This is a genomic window from Ornithinimicrobium carbonis, from assembly GCF_977012275.1.
On the sequence record NZ_OZ348993.1, the window covers coordinates 3,385,192 to 3,404,438 of the forward strand.

Genomic DNA, 19,247 nt, shown 5'->3' on the forward strand with positions numbered 1-19,247 from the left:
ATGCAGCAGGCGCGACTGTCGGTCGACCCGGCGTTCGTCGTCGCACCGATCAACCGCAGGGTCTTCGGTTCCTTCGTCGAGCACATGGGTCGGTGCGTCTACACCGGCATCTACGAGCCGGGACACCCCACCGCCGACGACGACGGCCTGCGCGGGGACGTGCTCGACCTGGTCCGTGAGCTCGGGGTGACGACGATCCGCTACCCCGGGGGCAACTTCGTCTCCGGGTACCGGTGGGAGGACGGAGTGGGACCGGTCCAGGACCGCCCGACGCGGCTGGATCCGGCGTGGCGCACCATCGAGTCCAACGAGTTCGGCCTCAACGAGTTCATGCGGTGGGCCCGCAAGGCTGGCGTCGAGCCCATGCTGGCGATGAACCTGGGCACGCGCGGCCTGCAGGAGGCCGTCGACCTGCTCGAGTACACCAACCACCCCGGCGGCACCGCGCTCTCCGACCTGCGCATCCGGCACGGGGCCACGGACCCTCACGACGTGCGGATCTGGTGCCTCGGGAACGAGATGGACGGCCCGTGGCAGCTGGGTCACAAGAGCGCGGACGACTACGGCCGTCTGGCCGCGGTGACGGCCCGTGCGATGCGCCAGTTCGACCCGCATCTCGAGCTCGTCGCCTGCGGGTCCTCCAGCCGGGCCATGCCGACCTTCGGCGCGTGGGAGGCCACCGTCCTCGAGCACACCTACGAGGTGGTCGACCACATCTCCGCGCACGCCTACTACCAGCTGCACGGGGACGACCACGCCAGCTTCCTGGCCTCCGCGGTGGACATGGACCGTTTCATCGACCAGGTCACCGCCACCGCCGACCACGTGGGTGCCCGCCTGGGCTCGGACCGACGCATCGACGTCAGCTTCGACGAGTGGAACGTCTGGTACCTCGAGGAGCTCATGGACGGGCGGGGCGGGCTGCCGCAGGACTGGACCGTGGCGCCCCGCACGAGCGAGGAGCCCTACACCGTCCTGGACGCGGTGGTCGTGGGGTCCCTGCTCATCACCCTTCTCCGGCACGCCGACCGGGTGACCGCCGCGTCGCAGGCCCAGCTGGTGAACACCATCTCCGCGATCCGGACCGAGCCCGGCGGGCCGGCCTGGCGGCAGACGATCTTCCACCCGTTCGCCCTCACCGCACGGCACGCCCGAGGGACGGTGCTGGACGTCCGCCTGGACGCGCCGACCCTCGCGACCGAGCGGTACGGCCCGGTCCCGGTGCTGGATCCGGTCGCGACCTACGACGCCGACGACGGGCGGCTCACGGTCCTGGTGGTGAACCGTCACCCGTCCGAGGAGGTGTCGTTCAGCACGAGCCTGCACGGGTTCGGCGGCGGCACCCTGGTCGAGGCGGTCGTCCTGGCCGACAAGGACCTGACCGCCGTCAACACCCAGGACGACCCTGATCGTGTCGTCCCCCGTGAGCACCCCGACGCGTCCGTGCGGGACGGCACCCTGTCCGCCCGGCTGCCGCCGGCGTCCTGGAGCATGCTCGTGCTCGAGGTCGGCTGAACCGAGGAGACCGCACTCCACCGTCTACGGGCGGTGACCCGGCTCCAGCTCAGCAGGTGGTCGATCGGGAGGTCGACCGCAGGATCACGGCCGCCTGCCCGCACACGACCCGGCCGCGGCCAGGGGCCGCCTTGGTGCTGTCACCGGACGTCGGTGGACCGCCCCGTGCCCGTCCCGTCGGCCACCTCGACCGTCGTCCGTCGCCGGTCGTGCAGCCCCACCTCGTGCACCCCACCGGTGAGCGTGACGGTGCGCAGCAGCCGACGGTCGGCGACGGAGTCCCCGACCCACAGGTCGACCTCGCCGGGCTCGACGATCCGGCGTCGGTCCCGGCCGGTGAAGGACAGGCGTGCGGGCGGAACCAGGAGCGTGAGCAGGCGCGACTCCCCCGGCTCGAGGGTCACCCGGGCGTAGCCCACGAGCTGGGCCACCGGCCTGGTCACCGAGGCGACCAGGTCGCGGACGTAGACCTGGACCACGTCCTCGCCAGCACGGTGACCGGTGTTGCTGATCCGCACGGTCACCTCGACGTCGTCGGCCGTCGACCCCGCCCGGACCTCGAGGTCGGCGAGCTCGAAGCTGGTGTAGGAGAGCCCGTGGCCGAAAGGCAGGGCCGGCCGGCTGGAGAGGTTGGTGACGTCCGTGTCCCCGCCGAGCGGCGGGTGCAGGTAGGTGTAGGGCTGGCTGCCGGCCGAGCGGGGGATGCTGACCGGCAGGTGCCCAGAGGGGTTGACCCGCCCGGACAGCACCCCGGCGACGGCCCCGGCCCCCTCCTCGCCGGGGAAGAACGCCTGGACCACGGCGGCGCAGGCCTCCACCGCCCAGTCGACGGCGTACGGCCGGCCGGTGACGAGCACGAGCACCACGGGCGTGCCCGTGGCCAGCACGGCCTCCACGAGCCGGCGCTGCACGCCGGGCAGCTCCAGGTCGTCCCGGTCGCAGCCCTCCCCCGACGTGGCCCGGCCGAAGAGCCCGGAGCTGTCCCCGACGACGACGACGGCCACCTCGGCGTCGCGGGCGGCGGCCACGGCCTGCTCGATGCCGGACACGTCCTCGGAGTCGACGTCGCAGCCCCACGCGTAGGCCAGGTCCGCCTCCGGCCACTCGGCGACCAGGGCCTCCCGCACGGTCGGGGCGACGATGCCGGGCTCGGTGCCCGGGTGCTGCGGGATGACGTGGTTGACGAAGGAGTAGCACCCGAACAGCGCGGCGAGCCGGTCGGCGTTGGGACCGACCACCGCGACCCGGCCGGGGGCGGCCAGCGGCAGCGTCCCGTCGTTGGACAGCAGCACGATCGACTCCTCGGCCAGCTGCCGGGCCGCGGCCCGGTGCTCGGGGCCGTCGAGCTCGACCCGCGTCGGGGGCTCGTCCTCGAAGGTCGCGCCGAGCAGCCCGAGCTCGGCCTTCTGCTCCAGGACCCGGGTGCAGGCCCGGTCCACGAGCGACTCCTCGACCGCCCCGGAGCGCACGGCGTGGGCGAGCGGGGCCAGGTAGGCGTCGCCGGTGGGCAGCTCGACGTCCACGCCCGCGAGCAGCGCCTGGCCGGCCGCCTCGCCGAGGTCGGCCGCGACGTGGTGGAGCAGGTGCAGGAAGGCCACCCCGAAGTAGTCGGCCACCACGGTCCCGTCGAAGCCCCACCGATCACGCAGGACACCGGTGAGCAGGTCGGGGTCCGCGGCCACCGGGATCCCGTCGATCTCGGTGTAGGAGTGCATGATCGAGCGGACGCCACCCTCGACGACCGCCATCTCGAAGGGCATCATGAGCACGTCCTGGAGCTCGCGCTGGCCGGCGTGGACCGGGGCGAAGTTGCGCCCGGCCTGCGAGGCCGAGTAACCCACGAAGTGCTTGAGCGTCGCGTGCACGCCCTCTGACTGCAGCCCCTCGACATACCCGGTCCCGACGGTCGCCACGAGGTAGGGATCCTCGGAGATCGTCTCCTCGACCCTGCCCCACCTGGGGTCGCGGACGACGTCCAGCACCGGCGCCAGCCCCTGGTGGACCCCCAGCTGTCGCATCGACCTCCCGACCAGGCCGGCCGTGCGCCGGACGAGGTCCGGGTCGAAGGTGGCCCCCCACGCCAGCGGCGTGGGGAAGGTCGCGGCCGTCCACGCCGACAGCCCGGTCAGGCACTCCTCGTGGACCAGGGCGGGTATGCCGTGGCGCGAGCTGGCGACGACCCACCGCTGGAAGTCCCACAGCCACCGGGCTCGATCGACCGGGTCCACCGGCCGGGTGCCGTAGACCCGGGTGAGGTGCCCGAGCCCGCGGGCGGCGACGTCGTAGAGGCCCTGCGGCTCGGCGAAGGCCCCCTGCAGGGGGGCGACCGCGTCACCGTCGCCCTTGTCCCAGAAGCCGACGATCTGGGCCAGCTTCTCCTCCAGGGTCATCGACGCGACGATGCCGGCCACGTCGGTGGGATCGTCCGGGACCGGCCGGCCGGCGGGGACGGCCGGGCCCTGGACGGCGGTGGACGCTGCGGTGCTCTGGGACATGTGGGGGCCTCTCTGCGGCGAGGGGGCGGGAGGGGGACGGGTCGTCGGCGGGCGGGTCAGCCCTTGACCGCGCCCTGCAGGCCGCTGACGATCCGCTTCTGCATGGCGAGGAAGAAGATGAGCGCGGGGATCATCGCCAGGGTCGTGAAGGCGAACACCCCGGCGGTGTCCGAGCTGTACTGCGAGGAGAAGTCGGCCACGCCCAGGGGCAGGGTCTTCATGTCCCCGCGCAGCAGCAGCAGCGGCAGCAGGTAGGCGTTCCACGAGCCGACGAAGGCCAGCACGCCGACCGTGATCGCGCCGGGCGCCGACAGCGGGAGCAGGATCCGCCAGAAGAACTGCAGGCGGTTGGCGCCGTCGATGAGGGCGGCCTCCTCCATCTCGCGCGGGATCGCCATGAGGAAGGGGCGCAGGATGACGATCGTCATCGGCAGCGCGAAGGCGGCCTGGGGCAGGGCCACCCCCCACCAGGTGTTCCCGATGCCCAGGTCGCGGGTGACCAGGATGAACAGCGGGATGATCGCCACCGTGGCCGGGAAGAGCAGCCCCACGACGAAGACCATGAACAACGGCTCGCGCCAGCGGAACTGGTAGCGGGCCAGAGGGTAGGCCGCCATGAGGCCGAAGACGACGGTGACCACCGTCGTGATGACGGCCACCGCCGTCGAGTTCACCGCGTAGGTCCAGAAGTCGCTGTCCGTCACCACCCGGCGGTAGTTGTCACCGACCCACGGGTCCGGCAGCCCGGCAGGGTCGGAGGCCAGCTGGGCGTTGGTGCGGAAGCCGCCGAGCACCGCATACAGGACCGGACCCAGGGTGAGCGCGACGACGACGAGGGACACCAGGTAGACCATCACCCCGCCCTCGCTGCGGCCGCTCTCCTGCCGCGGGCGTCGTCCGGGTCGGCCGGGTCCGGACGGTGGGGTCGTCGCGGTGCCCGCGGGCCGGGGGGTCGTGGTCGTGGTGGTCATCGGACTCCCCTGGTGACGTCGGCGTCGTCGGTGTCGCGCCGCAGGACGAAGCGCTGGTAGAACACGGCCATGACCAGGGCGATGACGAACAGCACCACCGAGGCGGCCGCGGCGATGCCGTAGTTCTGCCGCTTGGTGCCTTCGTTGACGAGGAACGTGGCCATCGTGGTGGTGGCGTTGGCCGGGCCGCCCCCGGTGAGGATCCAGACCATGTCGAAGAGCTGGAGCGAGCCGATCATGGACAGGAACATCCACATCCGGATGGTGGGTCCCAGCAGCGGGATCGTGACCCGCCACTGGGTCTGCCACCAGGAGGCGCCGTCGATCTGGGCGGCCTCCGTCAGCTCCTCGGGCACGCCCTGCAGCCCGGCGAGGAAGAGCAGGACCGCCAGGCCGACGTACTTCCAGGTGAGCACGACGATCAGCGTCGGCATCGCCAGCTCGGGGGTGCCGAGGAAACCCTGGAAGGGGCCCTCGAGCCCGACCGTCCCCAGCAGACCCTCCACGACACCCCGACCCGGCTGCAGCAGCTGGAACCAGACGACGCCGGCGATGACCTCGGAGAGGACGTAGGGGACGAAGATGATCGTGCGCAGCAGTCCCTGGCCCCGCATGCGGCGGTTGAGCAGCAGGGCGATGGCCAGCCCAAGGGGCAGCTGGACCGCGATCGAGGCGACGACGATGAGCAGGTTGTGGCCCACGGCGGCGACGAAGACCTCGTCGGCCAGGACGCGGACGTAGTTCCGCAGCCCGACGAAGTCGGCGAGCGGGCCGAAGCCGTTCCAGTCGTAGGCCGAGAACTGGACCGCGCGCAGGATCGGCCACACGACGAAGAGGAGGAACAGCAGCAGGGCCGGCGCCGTGAAGGCGACGATCTCGGCGGCCATCCGCCAGTCGCGGCCGCGGGCCCCCGCCGGCCGCGCGGCGCGGCCGGCGGGCGGGTCCGTGGTGCCCCTGGAGGCGACGGGGAGGACGGTCATGGTGGTAGCGGCGCTCAGCCCTCGGCGTCTGCCGCGGCCTGGGTGTCGTCGACGATGTCCTGCGGGCTGGCCTGTCCGGCGAACATCAGCGCGATCGCGTCGTTCATCGCGCCACCCACGGACTGGCCGAAGGCGGTGTCGAAGTAGAGCTGGACGTAGGGGGCGCTGTCGCGCACCTCGAGCAGCTGGGCCAGGGCCGGGTCGGAGACGGCGTCGGTGACGTTCGGGTTGGTCGGCAGGCCCATGTCGCGCTCGGCGAAGCCCTGCTGGATCTCGTCGGAGAGCAGGTGCCTGACGAAGTCCACGGCCTGCTCCGGCGCGTCGGCGGCCACGCCCCAGGCGTCGCCACCACCGAGCTGTGCCTCCGGGTCGCCCTCGCCACCCTCGACCTCCGGGAACGGGAACCACCCGAGCTTCTCGCCCAGGCCCTCGCCGTCCTCCGTCAGACCGGCCATGACACCGGGCTCCCAGTGGCCCTGCATCTCCATGGCCACCTGCTCGGTCGCCAGCAGCCCCGAGGCGCTGGTGGGACCGGACTGCGCCGACGTCGACAGGAAGCCGCGGTTGAACGGCTCGGCGGCGACCAGCTGCTCGACCTCCTCACCGGCCCGGATGAAGCACTCGTCGGAGAAGTCGAGGGACTGGACCGCCTCGGTCAGGACGTCCTCGGCGCAGTGCCGCAGGGAGAACTGGTACCAGTAGTGGGCCGCCGGCCACTTGTCGCCGGCCCCGACCGAGAGGGGCTCCATGCCCGCAGCCTTGAGCTGGTCGATGGCGGCGTACATGTCCTCCCACGTGGCCGGAGCCTCCGTGACGCCGGCCTGCTCGAACATCTCGGTGTTGTACCAGAACCCCACGACGCCGACCGAGAACGGCAGCGCGTACACCTTGTCGTCGACCGTCCAGCCCTGGACGGTCCCGCCCAGGAGCTCGATCTCCTCGGCCGCGGCCTCGGTGAGGTCCTTGGTCAACCCCGCCTCGACGTGGTCGGCCAGTTCTCCGCCACCCCGTTCCATGTAGACGTCCGGGGTGTCTCCGGCCTGGAAGGCGGCGTCGAGCTGGGTCAGCATGTCCTCGTGCTGCATCGCCTCCATCTCGATGGTCACCCCCGGGTTGGCCTCCTCGAAGTCGGCAGCGACCTGCTCGTAGTACTCCAGGCCCTCCCCGGTGTTGGAGTTGTGCCACCAGCTGATGGTGACGTCCTCGCCGGCGGCGCCACCGCCCTCTGCGGTCGAGCCGCCCTCCTCGGCGGCGTCGGTGCCGCCTCCGTCGTCGCCGCCGCAGGCGGCCAGGGCCAGGACGAGGCTGCCCGAGGCCATCAGGCTCAGTGCACGGGTGGTCTTCATGGTGTTGCTCCTCGGCGTTGAGTGATCCGTGGTCCGAATCTGCCAGTTAGTTGCGCCGCGTGTCAATCGTTGTCGATAACGATTTCGTTGCGGTCTTCCCGGGGTTGCACGTCGGTCGGTGCCCAGATAGTTTTGACGCACAACCAATCAAGGAGGATCCCCGTGACCACGTCCCGCTCCCCGATCCCGTTCACCTTCGGCCTCTGGACCGTCGGCTGGGCGGCGCAGGACCCCTTCGGCGACGCCACCCGGGCTCCGATCGACCCGGTCGAGTCGGTGCACCGCCTAGCCGAGCTGGGTGCCTCCGGCGTGACCTTCCACGACGACGACCTCGTCGCGCCCGGCGCGGACGCTGCGGAACGGGACCGCACGATCCAGCGCTTCCGTTCCGCCCTGGAGGAGACCGGGCTCACGGTGCCGATGGTGACGACCAACACCTTCACCCACCCGGTCTTCAAGGACGGTGCCCTCACGAGCAACGACCGGGACGTGCGCCGGCTCGCGCTGCGCAAGGTGCTGCGCCAGGTCGAGCTGGGGGCCGAGCTGGGTGCCTCCACCTTCGTGATGTGGGGCGGACGCGAGGGCGCCGAGTACGACGGCGCCAAGGACCACAGGGCCGCGCTCGACCGCTACGCCGAGGGCCTGGACAGCGTGGCCGGCTTCATCAAGGAACGCGGCTACGGCATGCGGATCGCCCTGGAGCCCAAGCCCAACGAGCCGCGCGGCGACATCCTGCTGCCGACGGTCGGGCACGCGCTGGGGTTCATCGCCGCCCTGGAGCACGGCGACATCGTCGGCCTCAACCCCGAGGTCGGGCACGAGCAGATGGCCGGGCTCAACTTCACCGCCGGGATCGCGCAGGCGCTGTGGCAGGGCAAGCTCTTCCACATCGACCTCAACGGCCAGCACGGGCCGAAGTTCGACCAGGACCTGGTCTTCGGCCACGGCGACCTGATGTCGGCCTTCTTCACCGTCGACCTGCTGGAGAACGGCTTCCCCAGCGGCGGCCCGCGCTACGAGGGTCCACGTCACTTCGACTACAAGCCGTCCCGGACCGAGGACCTGGAGGGGGTGTGGACCTCGGCCGCGGCCAACATGGAGACCTACACCCTCCTGGCGGAGCGGGCCCGCGCCTTCCGTGCCGATCCCGAGGTGCAGGAGGCCATGCGCGCCTCCGGGATCGAGGAGCTGGCGGTCCCGACGCTCGCCGACGGTGAGTCCCCGGCCGCCCTGCTGGAGACGGACGGCGACCTCGGCCTGGAGATCGCCGAGGAGTCCGACCGGCTCGCCCCCCGCGGTTACGGCCACGTCCACCTCAACCAGCTGGCCCTGCGCCACCTGCTCGGCGCCGCCTGACCATGGCCCTCGTCGCCGGCATCGACTCCTCCACCCAGTCCTGCAAGGTCGTCGTCCGCGACGCCGGCAGCGGGGAGCTGGTCCGCTCGGGCCGCGCCGGGCACCCCGAGGGCACCGAGGTGGACCCGGCCGCCTGGGAGGAGGCGCTCACCACGGCGCTCCGCGAGGCCGGCGGGCTGGACGACGTGGCCGCCGTGTCGGTGGCGGGCCAGCAGCACGGGATGGTCGCCCTCGACGAGGACGGCCGGGTGGTCCGGCCCGCCCTGCTGTGGAACGACACCCGGTCGGCCCCGCAGGCCGAGCGGCTCGTCCAGGAGCGGGGCGGACGATGGTGGGCCCGAGCCACCGGGTCGGTCCCGGTCGCCTCCTACACGGTGACCAAGCTGGCCTGGCTCGCCGAGCACGAGCCCGACCACGCCGCCCGGACCGCCGCGGTCGCGCTGCCGCACGACTGGCTCACCTGGCGGCTGCGCGGGACGGGACGCCTGGAGGACCTGGTGACCGACCGGTCCGACGCGTCGGGCACCGGCTACTGGAGCCCGGCCGCAGGCAACTACCTGCCCGAGGTGGTGCGCGCGGTGCTCGGCCACGAGGTGCTCCTCCCCCGCGTCCTGGGTCCGGCCGAGGCGGCGGGCGAGGGATCGGGCCCGGCGGACGGCACATCCCTGGGCCCGGGAGCGGGCGACAACGCCGCGGCCGCCCTGGGGCTGGGAGCCTCGCCCGGGGACGTGGTCCTGTCGGTCGGCACCTCGGGGGTCGTCTCCGCGGTCACCGACGACCCGACCAGCGACGAGCACGGGCTGGTCAGCGGCTTCGCCGACGCCACCGGCCGGTTCCTGCCCCTGGCCGCGACCCTCAACGGTGCCCGCGTGCTCGATGCCACGGCCCGGATGATCGGGACCGACCTGCCCGGCCTGGACAGGTTGGCCACACAGGCACCCCGGGGGGCGGACGGCCTGGTGCTCGTCCCCTACCTCGAGGGCGAGCGGACGCCCAACCTGCCGCACGCCACCGGATCGCTGCACGGCCTGACCCTTGGGACCGCCACGCCGGCGCACCTGGCGCGCGCGGCCGTGGAGTCGATCGCCTGCCTGCTCGCGGACGCGGTGGACGCCATCGCCGCCCAGGGGGTCGAGGCCCGACGGTTCCTCCTCGTGGGCGGGGCCGCCCGATCGCTGTCGCTGCGACAGGCCCTCGCCGACGTGCTCGCGGCGCCGGTCCTCGTGCCGACCCCGGACGAGTACGTGGCCAACGGCGCGGCCCGGCAAGCGGCCTGGGTGGTGACCGGGGACGCCGGTCCCCCCACCTGGCCCATGCCCGGGCTGACCACGGTCCAGCCCGCCTCCGGGGGCGCGGCGGTGCGCGAGCGGTATGCCGAAGCGCGCGGGCACGTGCTGGACCGGGAGGACTGAGCGGCCGGGCGTCACTCCCCCCGCGGGTCCGCCACGTGGGCCAGGAACAACGGCCACCCGGTCGCCCCGTCGGCGATCCGTACGAGGTAGGGCCGGTCCACGGTCAGCTCCACCGGTGGTTCGGCCGGCCCCGACTCCGCGAACCCGATCTCGGTCACCGCGGCCGCGACCGTGCCCTCCTCGTCGACCGCCAGCACCGCCTGCTGCACGGCCTGGCTGAGAAACAGGTCCTGCTCGCTCATCCCGCCGAAACCCCCTTCGAGCGAGGAGGGTGCGCGCTCGCGCAGCCAGGGGGTCAGGTCGAGCTCGGACTCCACGTCGGCCACCGGCATCCGCAGGACCACGAGCCGCTGCTCCCCCGTGTCGAGCGTGTCCAGGACCTCGGCGAGCAGCTCCGGCGTCAGATCGGTGGGTGCGGTGCCCGCGGGCGGCAGCACGACCTCGGCCGCCAGCCGGTCGCCGGTGTAGGGCAGACGCACGGCCTGCCAGCCCTGCACCTCGGCATACGCCGTCGCTCGTTCGCGACCCGGGTCCATCATCTCCACCTCGACCTCCTCGCCGGAGGACAGGGTGAAGGTGTGCGGCGCCGTCAGCGCTGCGGGGAACGGCTGCTGCCAGCGGGCGGCCAGCAGGATCGCGTCCTGCAGGACCAGACGAAGGTCGGGCTGCGGCACGATCGCCGACTCGGGCACCAGGCCGCCGGTGTGCTCCTCGACCCAGGCGTCCAGGACGGCCTTGCCCTCGTCGCCGCCGAGGTCGGTGGTCACGGCCGGGGCGTCGTAGGAGCGGGCCAGCGTGTCGACGAAGGACTGCCGCACGCCCAGCTGGTCGTCGAGCACGAGCCGGTCGGCCCGGTGCACGACCGGGGTCTCGGGCAGCTCCTCCGCCTGGACCACCGACGGGTCGCCGTCCAGGTCGGCGAGGATGGCGGTCAGGGCGTTGATCGCGTCGGTGCGTTCCTGACCGGCGGCTCCGAGCACCTCCTCCAGCTCGGCGAGCGTCGGCCCCTCCGCTCCTTCGGCCGCCATCGAGAGCGCCACCTGGAGGCTGGCCGGGGAGGTGACCGTCGTCCGCCCACCGGCACCGGCGAGGAGCTCCAGGCCGACCACGTCGGCCGCCGCCACCACGTCGGCCAGCGCGGTCGCGTCGGCGGGGTCCACGGTCACCCGCACCTCGTCGCTGTCCAACGGTGAGCCCTCGGGGGCCGCCCGGGTCCCGCAGGCCACCAGGACCAGGCCCGCCGTCAGGGCCAGCACCCACCACCGACCGGGGACGTCGCTGCGTCGTCGCATGCTGGTCGGACCCGGCCCGGCCGTCGCCGGTTCCCAGGGACCATGCGGCTCCGCCTCTCGCGCCGCCACCACCCGCCTCACCACCCCGCCCGGACGACGAGGCCGGCGGCGACGACCGCGTCCCGGACCCGCTCGCGCACAGCAGGGTCGACCAGCCGTGCGTGGTCGAGCTCGCTCCGCAGGCCGGGGCCGAGCCGGTCCGCGAGCCAGGCCAGCACGTCCTCCTGGCGGCGCAGTCCCAGCGGCCTCCCGTCCTCACCGAGCACCCCGTGCACCGAGGCGTAGACCTGGGCTCCCACCGACCCGCTCGACCCGACCGACCCGTCGCAGACACCGGTGCCCCCGGAGCCGACGACCGGGCGGCAGGAGACGTCCTCGGGCAGGGTGACCCGCCGGTAGTTCGGCTCGGAGGCGTCCACCCTGGCCAGCTGGGCGTCGTCGAACCAGCACACCGTGAACGTCCTGGGCCCGGCCGCACCGACCGGGGCCCCGCGGACCGGGGCGGCCGCGACATACCCCCGCGCGCTGACGTGCGCCGAGTGCCCGACGTGCAACCCCTCGACCGTCGCGAGCGCGATCGGCACACCGGTGCCGAGCAGCTCGGCCAGCTTGGCGCGGAGCACGCTCGGCGCGGCGTTGGACCCCACGGCGAGGACCGGCGTCCGCCCGGACCTGTCGTCCGGCCGTGGCCCGGGCCCCGTGTCGTCCACGCGGAACCCGGACGGACCCAGCACGCCCGACCGTGCGGGCTCCGGCCACGGGTACCCGCGCGGATCGGGATGGTCCGTCCTCACACTCCCGAGGCTAGCGGCCGCCCCTGCGGAGGTCCCGGCGCGGGCGCGGGGCAGCACGCACCGGTCCCGGGCGCAGACACGCGGGCCCTGGCGGCGCTACGGTGGAGCGACCACGCAGCGGTGCCCGCGAGCACGGACCTGCCCGGGGCTCGAGGGGCCGGCAGAGGAGGTCCCCATGTCCGAGGTACGCACGCGGCCGCTCATCCTCGTCCGCGGGTTCGGCGGGCTGGACGTGGGCGCGGAGCAGGCCAACCCCTACCAGGGGTTCAACGAGGGCACGGTGTACCCGGGCCGGCACGGGGACAACTACATCTACGAGGGCTTCCTGCTGCGGGCGATGAAGTCCACCGACTACCCCTACACCGACGCCACCAACGTGGTGGGCTACTACTCCTCGCCGGTCTCCTCCCCCGGTGGCGACCTCGACGGCTGGGACCCGGACGACACCGAGGGCACCGTGGTCATCGACCACCAGGTGGCGGCCCGCGTCCTGCGCGACGCGGCCAGGGGGACCCTGTGGGTCTACCGCTTCTACGACCTGGCCCCCCGGTCCCTGCAGCGCTACGGTGAGGGGCTGGCCCGGCTCGTCGGGCTGATCCGCAAGGCGGTGGAGGCCAAGGAGCCCGGGACCTTCGACGGCGTGGACCTGGTGTGCCACAGCATGGGCGGGCTGGTAATGCGCGAGGCGCTGCTGGCCCTGGACCGCAGGGAGAAGGGGTCGGCCCCACGCCTGGTCCACCGGGTCGTGACCCTGGGCACCCCGCACCGGGGGATCGCCTTCCAGCGGATGCCGCGCTGGCTCGTGGACACGCTGCCGGGGGCCCGGGCCGGCTCGGACGAGCTGGCGTCCTTCTCCCCGGACAGCACCCGCTTCCTGGAGCTGGAGGACGTCTTCCCCTTCGAGCGCATCCTCACGGTGGTGGGGACGAACTACCGCAGCTACTCCGTGGGACCGGCCAGCGTCCTGAACCGCCTGTCCTCCCTCATCGACGAGGGGACGCTGGCGACCAACCGCAGCGACGGGCTCGTCAAGCACTCCGCGGCCCAGCTGCCCGGCGCCCCGCGCACCTTCGTGCACAAGAGCCACGGCGGCTACGACTCGGTCGTCAACTCGCGGGAGACCTACGAGATCGCCATGCGCTTCCTGCACGGCACCCACAAGGTGTCGCTGTGGATGGAGGAGGGTCGGATCACCCGGGGAGGGGACTGGTTCGGCAGCAGCGAGTTCTACCTCGGGGTGAGCATCAAGCCCCGCTACGTCGACTTCGAGCTGTTCCACCAGAGCGCCGAGGCGGAGAACTGCTACGGGCCGTTCAGCAGGGCGGACCTGTCCGACCCGCTGCCCGACCTGGCCGGGCAGCTGCGCCGGCCGCTGTCCGAGCCCGGCGACCGCACCACCGGGTGGGCCGGACCGGACCGGCTCATCTGGGAGGGCTGGATCGACGGGCGCATCAAGCCGAGCACGCAGGCGCGCGGCATGGTGTTCCGCCTCGACGTCTACGTCGGGGAGCGCGACGTCCACGGCATCGGCTTCTCCGACAACGTCATCTTCCGCAAGCAGTACTACGTCCAGGTCTTCCCGGGGACCCACGCCGAGCTGTTCCTGCACACCGGCGAGCAGTACCTCAGCGAGCAGGGCGACAACGACGCGGCGCGTCTGCGGAAGGTCGCCGCTGCGGCGGCGCACCTGGGCGCGAAGGCACCCGTCCAGCGGCTGGAGGAGATCCGGACGCGGCCCGGCTGGTTCCTCGACGTCGAGGGGACCGGCTTCTCGGGCCGGCTGCGGATCGCGATCGCGGCCAACAGGGACCGCCAGGGCTGAGGGAGCGGTCGCCGGGACGGTGGCCGCGACGGCCGACCTGGTGGTCCGATCCGCTGCTCAGGCCCGGTGGGCCACGTCGACCGACCGCGCCCACCCCGCGACGTCGGCGGGCAGGTCGGGCCGCTCGACCGCCTGCCCGAGCAGCGCGACCACCTGGGGGGCCGGCACCCGCTGCCCGCTCCCCCGGGTCAGGAAGCGTCCGGCGACCAGGCCCCTGGCGACGTGCTGCCCGTCGCGGGTGAAGACCTGCTCCAGGTAGATCACCCGCTCGTCCCACCCGACCACCCGAGTGGTGATCTCGAAGCGCTGCCCCAGGGTGAGCGACCGGCGGTAGCTGACGGTCTGGGCGGCCACGACGGGGTACCACCCCTTCTCCCGCAGCAGGGGGAACCCGCCGAGGTCGGCGATGTAGTGGGTGCGCGCCACGTCCATCATCTGCAGGTAGGTGCCGTTGTTGACGTGCAGGTAGATGTCGAGGTCGGCCGGACGGACCCGCATCGTCGTCACCGACGGGTCGAGCAGGCCCTGACCCGGAACGGCAGGCCGTGGACGCAGGCTGGCACGAAGGAGCTGGATCTGACGGGCCACCGCGCCACCGTACCCGCGCACTAGATGAGTAAGTCCAAGGGCTGTTGCTGGTGTGGCGGGTGTGATCTGGAGCGAGGGTGCCGCAGTGTCGGTGTTGCTAACCCAACATCGAGCTCTGGAGGCTCTCGTGGACACCGACCTGGACACCCTCGCCACTGCACTGTACGTGACCGTCGACGACCTGCTGCTGGCTCATCCCGAGCGCGTACCGGCCCGCCCGGTCGTCGGGATCGCTCCCCGCACCAGCGACGCGGAGATGCTGTCGCTGGCGGTGATGCAAGCCCTGTTGGGCTTCACCAGCGAGGCGCGGTGGTTGCGGCACGCGCGCAGGCACCTGCTCGGGATGTTCCCGCACCTGCCGGGCCAGTCCGGGTACAACAAGCGGCTGCGCAAGCTGGCGCCGACGATGTCCTGGCTGGTCAGCGCCCTGGCCGCCGCCACCAGCGTCGTCGGTGACGAGGTCTGGCTGGTCGACTCCACCCCGGTGGAGTGCGCCCGCTCCCGAGAGACGGTGCACCGCTCCGAGCTGGCCGGGTGGGCCGAGTACGGCTACTGCGCCTCCCACTCCCGCTTCTTCTGGGGACTGCGACTGCACCTGGTCACGACGGTGCACGGGCTGCCCGTGGGGTGGGCGCTGACCGGCGCCAAGACCGACGAACGGCACGCGCTGGCCGACATCCTGCCCGGCCTGCCCGTGCCGGCGGCGGTGCTGGCCGGGGGCAGGCAGGTACTGATCGCGGACAAAAACTACTACGGCAAGAGCTTTGAGGCCGACCTGGAAACCTCCGGGATCGAGCTGCTGCGCCCGGCCCGCAAGGGCGAGGAACCCCGGCCCGGGCAGCGGTTCTTCAAACCTCTGCGCCAGATCATCGAGTCGGTCAACGACACCCTCAAGGGCCAGCTCGACCTGGAACGCCACGGAGGCCGCAGCATCGCCGGCGTCTGCGCACGGATCACCCAACGCCTCCTGGCCATGACCGCCGCCATCTGGCACAACGACGACCTCGGCCAGCACGTCCGCCGCTCCCTGACCGCCTACGACCACTGACCCCCCCTTGGACTTACTCATCTAGGCTCGCGCCCATGTCCCCGCCCCGTCCGAGCACGTCGCAGCGGGTGGCCGCGGCCGCGGTCCACGCCTACACCGCCCTCGGCTCGGTGCTGGCGCTGCTCATGGTGCACCTCGCGTATGCCGGGGAGGTCGCCGCGGTGCTCTGGCTCTTCCTCGTCGCGATGGTCGTCGACGGCACCGACGGCTTCCTGGCGCGCCACCTCCGCGTCAAGGAGGTGCTCCCCGGTCTCGACGGGGCGCTGCTGGACAACATCGTCGACTACCTCACCTACGCCTTCGCGCCGATGGTGCTGCTGTGGAGCGCGGGCTACCTGCCGGGCGGCTGGCTCGGAGGTGTCGTGGCCTCGGTGCCGCTGCTCGCCTCCTGCTACCAGTTCTGCCGCACCGACGCCAAGACCGAGGACCACTTCTTCCTGGGCTTCCCCAGCTACTGGAACGTCGCCGCCTTCTACCTCGTCGTGCTCGACGCCGGCACCGCGGTCACCACGACCGTCCTGCTGGCCCTGGCGGTGATGGTCTTCGTCCCGGTCCGGTACGTCTACCCGTCCCGGACGGAGACCGCATGGTGGCCCACCATGACGCTCACCACGCTGTGGCTGGCCCTGTATGCGGTGATCCTGGCCCGGTACCCCGCGCCGGACGGGTGGCTGGTCGCACTATCCGGCGTCTATCCCCTCTACTACGCGGTCCTGAGCCTGCGCCTCACGCTCGCCCGGCGCCGGGACGACCCACGGGCCCCGGCGACCGGCCCTCACCGCCGAGCGACGTAGTAGCTGTTGATGAAGTCCTCCGGCAGCCGCTCCACCCGCACGTCCCCGAACCCGGCGTCGGCCAGCATCTGCAGCGCCAGCTCGGTGCCCCAGGCGGTCCCGAGGCCGTCGCCGCCGAGCGAGAGCGAGACGGTCATGCAGTGCATGGTGGACACCGCGTAGAGGTACGGCGCCCAGGGCAGCTCGAGGTTGGCGTCGACGTCGCTGGAGGCGTGCATGTCGACCATGAGGAAGGTCCCGTCGGGGTCCAGGTGGGCCTCGACCTGCTCCAGCACCGTGGCCGGGTGGGCCTGGTCGTGGATCGCGTCGAAGGCCGTGATCAGCCCGAACGTCCCCGTCCCGTCCAGGCCGGTGACGTCCCTCACCTCGAACCGGGCGTTGGCCAGGCCCCACTCCTCGGCCTCGCGGCGGGCGAACTCCACGGCATCCTGCGAGAAGTCGTAGCCGACGAGCTCGCTCTCTGGGAACGCCCGCGCCAGTAGGTTGACGGCGTGGCCCCGGCCGCACCCGACGTCGGCCACCCGGATCCCCTCCGCAAGCCGTTCCGGCAGGCCGGGCACGAGCGGCACGATCCGCGGCAGGAGCGCCGCGTCGTTGGTGTCGGCGCTCAGCTCGGCCATCACCTCGTGGAACCGGCCGTACCGCGCGTAGGGAACTCCGCCGCCCCCGGCGAAGCACTCGACCACCTCGCTCTCGACCTCGGCCATCAGCGGCAGGAACTGCATCACCGCGGCCAGGTTGTCGGGTCCCGCTGAGCGCGTCAGGACCGCGGCGTGCTCGGCGGGGAGACGGTAGGTGTCCGCGGACGGGTCGTGCTCCACGACCCGCGCCGTGGTCATCGCGTGCAGCCACTCGCGGACGTAGCGCTCGTGCAGTCCGGCCGCCGCCGCCAGCTGAGGGCTCGTCGCCGGGGGCAGGCCTGCCATCACGTCGAACAGGCCCGTCCGGTGCCCGACGCTGACCATCAGCGCCGTCGACCCCGCGGCCAGCGCGCCGAGCAGCCCGGCGGCGAACTGCTGGACCCGCTGGGGGTCTGGACCGGCCGTGGTGGTGTGCGCGTCGTGGGTGGTCTCGCGGTGGGTGGTCGTGTCCGGGTAGGTGGTCTCGAGGGTCATGGGTCCGTTCCTTCCGTGGAGTCCTGCGGACCCTCCCGACGCTAGGGACGGACGGAGCGGGGCACATCGGCAGAACTGTGCAGACGGTGTGCAGGTGGCGGTCGACGCCGACCGGCCGTCACAGCAGGCCGTGGTCCCGGGCCCAGGTCACCGCCCCGGTGCGCGAGGCGACCCCGGTCTTGACGTAGATGTTGGCCAGGTGCCGCGCGACGGTGCGTTCGCTGATGTGCAGCGCTCCGGCCACCTGCCGGTTGCTGCTCCCGTCGGCGACCGCCGCGACCACCTCCAGCTCCCGCGGCGTCAGCCCGGCCCGGTCAGGCGCACTGCCGTCCAGACCGTCGGTGACGCCCAGCCGCTCCAGCACGGCGGCCGCGCCGTCCCGCTCGCGCCGGGCCGTGTCCCGGTCGCCGAGCGCCTCGTAGGCCACGGCGAGGTCCAGGCCGATCCGGCACACCTGGTAGGGAGCATCCATCCGCCGCCAGCGGACCTGCGACTCCCTCAGGGCCCGCACGGCCTCGGCGGGGCGGTCCCGGACGAGCAGCAGCGCCCCCCGCCAGCGCAGCGCCTCGGCCTGCCACCCCGGGCTGGCGTGGGCGTCGGCGGTCCGGGAGAGCTCGTCGAGGTGCGCCGTCGCGCCGCGCAGGTCGTCCCCCGCCAGGCACACCTCGACCCGGGCGGCGAGGAGCGGCGCGCGGAGCAGGGGTCGGGTCTGTGCCGCGAGCGCCGCGTCGAGGACGGACGCAGCGACCTGGCGGCGACCCCGGTGCAGGCACAGCAGCGCCAGCCCGGGCAGCGGGTCGCGGCCCAGCTCGTGCGCGCGCCGGTATGCCGCGTCCGCTGCGGCCAGGTCGCCCCGGAGCCGGTGCAGCTCACCGAGGCAGTAGTGCGCCTCCCCCGCCACCCCGACGTCCAGCGGCTCCAGGTCGGTGGCCGCCTGCCGGGCCTCCTCCTCGGCGCGGTCCCACTCACCGTGCACCATCCGCAGCTGGGCGCGGTGGACCCGGCAGATACCGGTGAAGAGCACCGCCGGTGTGTGACCCTCGCACCACCGCTCGGTCAGGGTCGTCCAGCGCTGCGCACGCGGGAGGTCGCGCAGCTCGAAGCAGAGCGACATCGTGTCGCAGTAGAGGAGCCCCACCCACTCGGGAGCGACCTCCCCGGCCTGCACCGGCAGCATGGCCTCGTCGACGTCGCGCAGCCCCTGCTCGGTCCGGCCCTCGTGGACGGCCACGCACCCGCACAGGAAGCGGCTGAGCGCCACCACCGTCGCCAGTCCGTGCTCCTCGCCCAGCGCGAGCGCCTCCCGAGCCAGCCGTCCGGCGGCCCGCAGGTCACCGGAGGACAGGGCCCCCTGGGCGTCGGCCGCCAGCAGAAGGCCGCGCTCGGGTGCCTCCGGCACCTCCGCGAAGAGTCGCCGGGCACGGGCCATCCACCCGATCCCCACCTCCGCCCGGCCCCGCACGACCTCGGTGTAACCCAGCTCGAAGGCCACCAGCGCAGCCTCGACGGGTCGCTCCTCCGCAAGGAGGCGCCGGTGCAGCTCCGCGCTGGCGGCGGCATACTCGTCCACCTCGCCCAACCACCAGCAGGTGTCCACCAGCAGACCCAGGTCCTCGGTGCCCAGCTCCCCGGCCGCCCGGAACTCCTCGCGCGCCGCGGCCCAGCGGTGCTGCCCGCACGCCGCGCGGGCCGCCTCCAGGGACTCGTCCTCGGTCATCG

General features: G+C 72.9%; 15 protein-coding genes. 6 read left to right on the forward strand and 9 right to left on the reverse strand.

Going from position 1 to position 19,247, the window contains the following annotated elements; translation table 11 throughout:
- A complete protein-coding gene (gene arfA, locus ACWHYA_RS15540; RefSeq protein WP_425940787.1) occupies positions 1-1,515 on the forward strand; it encodes an arabinosylfuranosidase ArfA in 1,515 nt (504 codons plus the stop codon).
- 140 nt (positions 1,516-1,655) lie between these two features.
- Here arfA and ACWHYA_RS15545 read toward each other — a convergent pair whose 3' ends face one another.
- From ACWHYA_RS15545 to ACWHYA_RS15560, 4 genes are read right to left on the reverse strand one after another with little or no spacing between them, the layout of a single operon-like run.
- Positions 1,656-4,010 (reverse strand): beta-xylosidase/alpha-l-arabinosidase, encoded by a 2,355-nt coding sequence (locus ACWHYA_RS15545; protein WP_425940785.1) that lies wholly within the window; start codon positions 4,008-4,010, stop codon positions 1,656-1,658.
- 56 nt (positions 4,011-4,066) lie between these two features.
- Positions 4,067-4,981 carry a carbohydrate ABC transporter permease gene (locus ACWHYA_RS15550; RefSeq protein WP_425940783.1) on the reverse strand — a complete coding sequence of 305 codons (915 nt, stop codon included), beginning with the start codon at positions 4,979-4,981 and terminating at the stop codon, positions 4,067-4,069.
- Positions 4,978-5,961: a carbohydrate ABC transporter permease gene (locus ACWHYA_RS15555; RefSeq protein WP_425940781.1), complete on the reverse strand. Its 984-nt coding sequence runs from the start codon at positions 5,959-5,961 to the stop codon at positions 4,978-4,980. Before ACWHYA_RS15555 ends, ACWHYA_RS15550 begins: the two co-directional genes overlap by 4 nt.
- Before the next feature lie 14 nt (positions 5,962-5,975).
- Positions 5,976-7,307, reverse strand: coding sequence for an ABC transporter substrate-binding protein (locus ACWHYA_RS15560; protein WP_425940779.1), 1,332 nt, complete (start codon positions 7,305-7,307; stop codon positions 5,976-5,978).
- Positions 7,308-7,469: 162 nt separating this feature from the next.
- Between ACWHYA_RS15560 and xylA the strand changes: the two genes are divergently transcribed.
- Together xylA and xylB are read left to right on the forward strand one after the other, a co-directional pair.
- Entirely contained in the window at positions 7,470-8,663 is a 1,194-nt protein-coding gene (gene xylA, locus ACWHYA_RS15565; protein WP_425940777.1) for a xylose isomerase, read from the forward strand.
- 2 nt (positions 8,664-8,665) lie between these two features.
- Positions 8,666-10,075 (forward strand): xylulokinase, encoded by a 1,410-nt coding sequence (gene xylB / locus ACWHYA_RS15570; protein ID WP_425940775.1) that lies wholly within the window; start codon positions 8,666-8,668, stop codon positions 10,073-10,075.
- A gap of 11 nt (positions 10,076-10,086) precedes the next feature.
- Here xylB and ACWHYA_RS15575 read toward each other — a convergent pair whose 3' ends face one another.
- Together ACWHYA_RS15575 and ACWHYA_RS15580 are read right to left on the reverse strand one after the other, a co-directional pair.
- Positions 10,087-11,367 (reverse strand): serpin family protein, encoded by a 1,281-nt coding sequence (locus tag ACWHYA_RS15575; RefSeq protein WP_425940773.1) that lies wholly within the window; start codon positions 11,365-11,367, stop codon positions 10,087-10,089.
- Positions 11,368-11,444: 77 nt separating this feature from the next.
- A complete protein-coding gene (locus ACWHYA_RS15580; RefSeq protein WP_448095607.1) occupies positions 11,445-12,101 on the reverse strand; it encodes a hypothetical protein in 657 nt (218 codons plus the stop codon).
- A gap of 235 nt (positions 12,102-12,336) precedes the next feature.
- Between ACWHYA_RS15580 and ACWHYA_RS15585 the strand changes: the two genes are divergently transcribed.
- Entirely contained in the window at positions 12,337-13,983 is a 1,647-nt protein-coding gene (locus ACWHYA_RS15585) for an esterase/lipase family protein (protein WP_425940770.1), read from the forward strand.
- Between the two features lie 57 nt (positions 13,984-14,040).
- Here the strand turns inward: ACWHYA_RS15585 and ACWHYA_RS15590 are convergent, their stop codons facing one another.
- A complete protein-coding gene (locus tag ACWHYA_RS15590) occupies positions 14,041-14,571 on the reverse strand; it encodes an acyl-CoA thioesterase (RefSeq protein WP_425940768.1) in 531 nt (176 codons plus the stop codon).
- Positions 14,572-14,698: 127 nt separating this feature from the next.
- Here ACWHYA_RS15590 and ACWHYA_RS15595 point away from each other — a divergent pair, with 127 nt between their 5' ends.
- Positions 14,699-15,619, forward strand: a complete 921-nt coding sequence (locus tag ACWHYA_RS15595; protein WP_425940766.1) for an IS982 family transposase — start codon at positions 14,699-14,701, stop codon at positions 15,617-15,619.
- Positions 15,620-15,654: 35 nt separating this feature from the next.
- Positions 15,655-16,413 (forward strand): CDP-alcohol phosphatidyltransferase family protein, encoded by a 759-nt coding sequence (locus tag ACWHYA_RS15600; RefSeq protein ID WP_425940764.1) that lies wholly within the window; start codon positions 15,655-15,657, stop codon positions 16,411-16,413.
- Here the strand turns inward: ACWHYA_RS15600 and ACWHYA_RS15605 are convergent.
- Positions 16,395-17,528, reverse strand: coding sequence for a class I SAM-dependent methyltransferase (locus ACWHYA_RS15605; RefSeq protein WP_425940762.1), 1,134 nt, complete (start codon positions 17,526-17,528; stop codon positions 16,395-16,397). The two genes, ACWHYA_RS15600 and ACWHYA_RS15605, sit on opposite strands and share 19 nt — an antisense overlap.
- A gap of 118 nt (positions 17,529-17,646) precedes the next feature.
- Positions 17,647-19,245, reverse strand: coding sequence for a LuxR C-terminal-related transcriptional regulator (locus ACWHYA_RS15610; protein WP_425940760.1), 1,599 nt, complete (start codon positions 19,243-19,245; stop codon positions 17,647-17,649).
- Between the last annotated feature and the right edge of the window lie 2 nt (positions 19,246-19,247).

Bases quoted from the DNA above. Each gene is read 5' to 3' on its own strand.
- ACWHYA_RS15545 (WP_425940785.1), bottom strand. From the start codon at position 4,010: ATGTCCCAGAGCACCGCAGCGTCCACCGCCGTCCAGGGCCCGGCCGTC.
- ACWHYA_RS15560 (WP_425940779.1), bottom strand. From the start codon at position 7,307: ATGAAGACCACCCGTGCACTGAGCCTGATGGCCTCGGGCAGCCTCGTC.
- ACWHYA_RS15610 (WP_425940760.1), bottom strand. From the start codon at position 19,245: ATGACCGAGGACGAGTCCCTGGAGGCGGCCCGCGCGGCGTGCGGGCAG.
- ACWHYA_RS15585 (WP_425940770.1), top strand. From the start codon at position 12,337: ATGTCCGAGGTACGCACGCGGCCGCTCATCCTCGTCCGCGGGTTCGGC.
- arfA (WP_425940787.1), top strand. From the start codon at position 1: ATGCAGCAGGCGCGACTGTCGGTCGACCCGGCGTTCGTCGTCGCACCG.
- ACWHYA_RS15555 (WP_425940781.1), bottom strand. From the start codon at position 5,961: ATGACCGTCCTCCCCGTCGCCTCCAGGGGCACCACGGACCCGCCCGCC.
- ACWHYA_RS15550 (WP_425940783.1), bottom strand. From the start codon at position 4,981: ATGACCACCACGACCACGACCCCCCGGCCCGCGGGCACCGCGACGACC.
- xylB (WP_425940775.1), top strand. From the start codon at position 8,666: ATGGCCCTCGTCGCCGGCATCGACTCCTCCACCCAGTCCTGCAAGGTC.
- ACWHYA_RS15605 (WP_425940762.1), bottom strand. From the start codon at position 17,528: ATGACCCTCGAGACCACCTACCCGGACACGACCACCCACCGCGAGACC.
- ACWHYA_RS15600 (WP_425940764.1), top strand. From the start codon at position 15,655: ATGTCCCCGCCCCGTCCGAGCACGTCGCAGCGGGTGGCCGCGGCCGCG.
- ACWHYA_RS15575 (WP_425940773.1), bottom strand. From the start codon at position 11,367: ATGCGACGACGCAGCGACGTCCCCGGTCGGTGGTGGGTGCTGGCCCTG.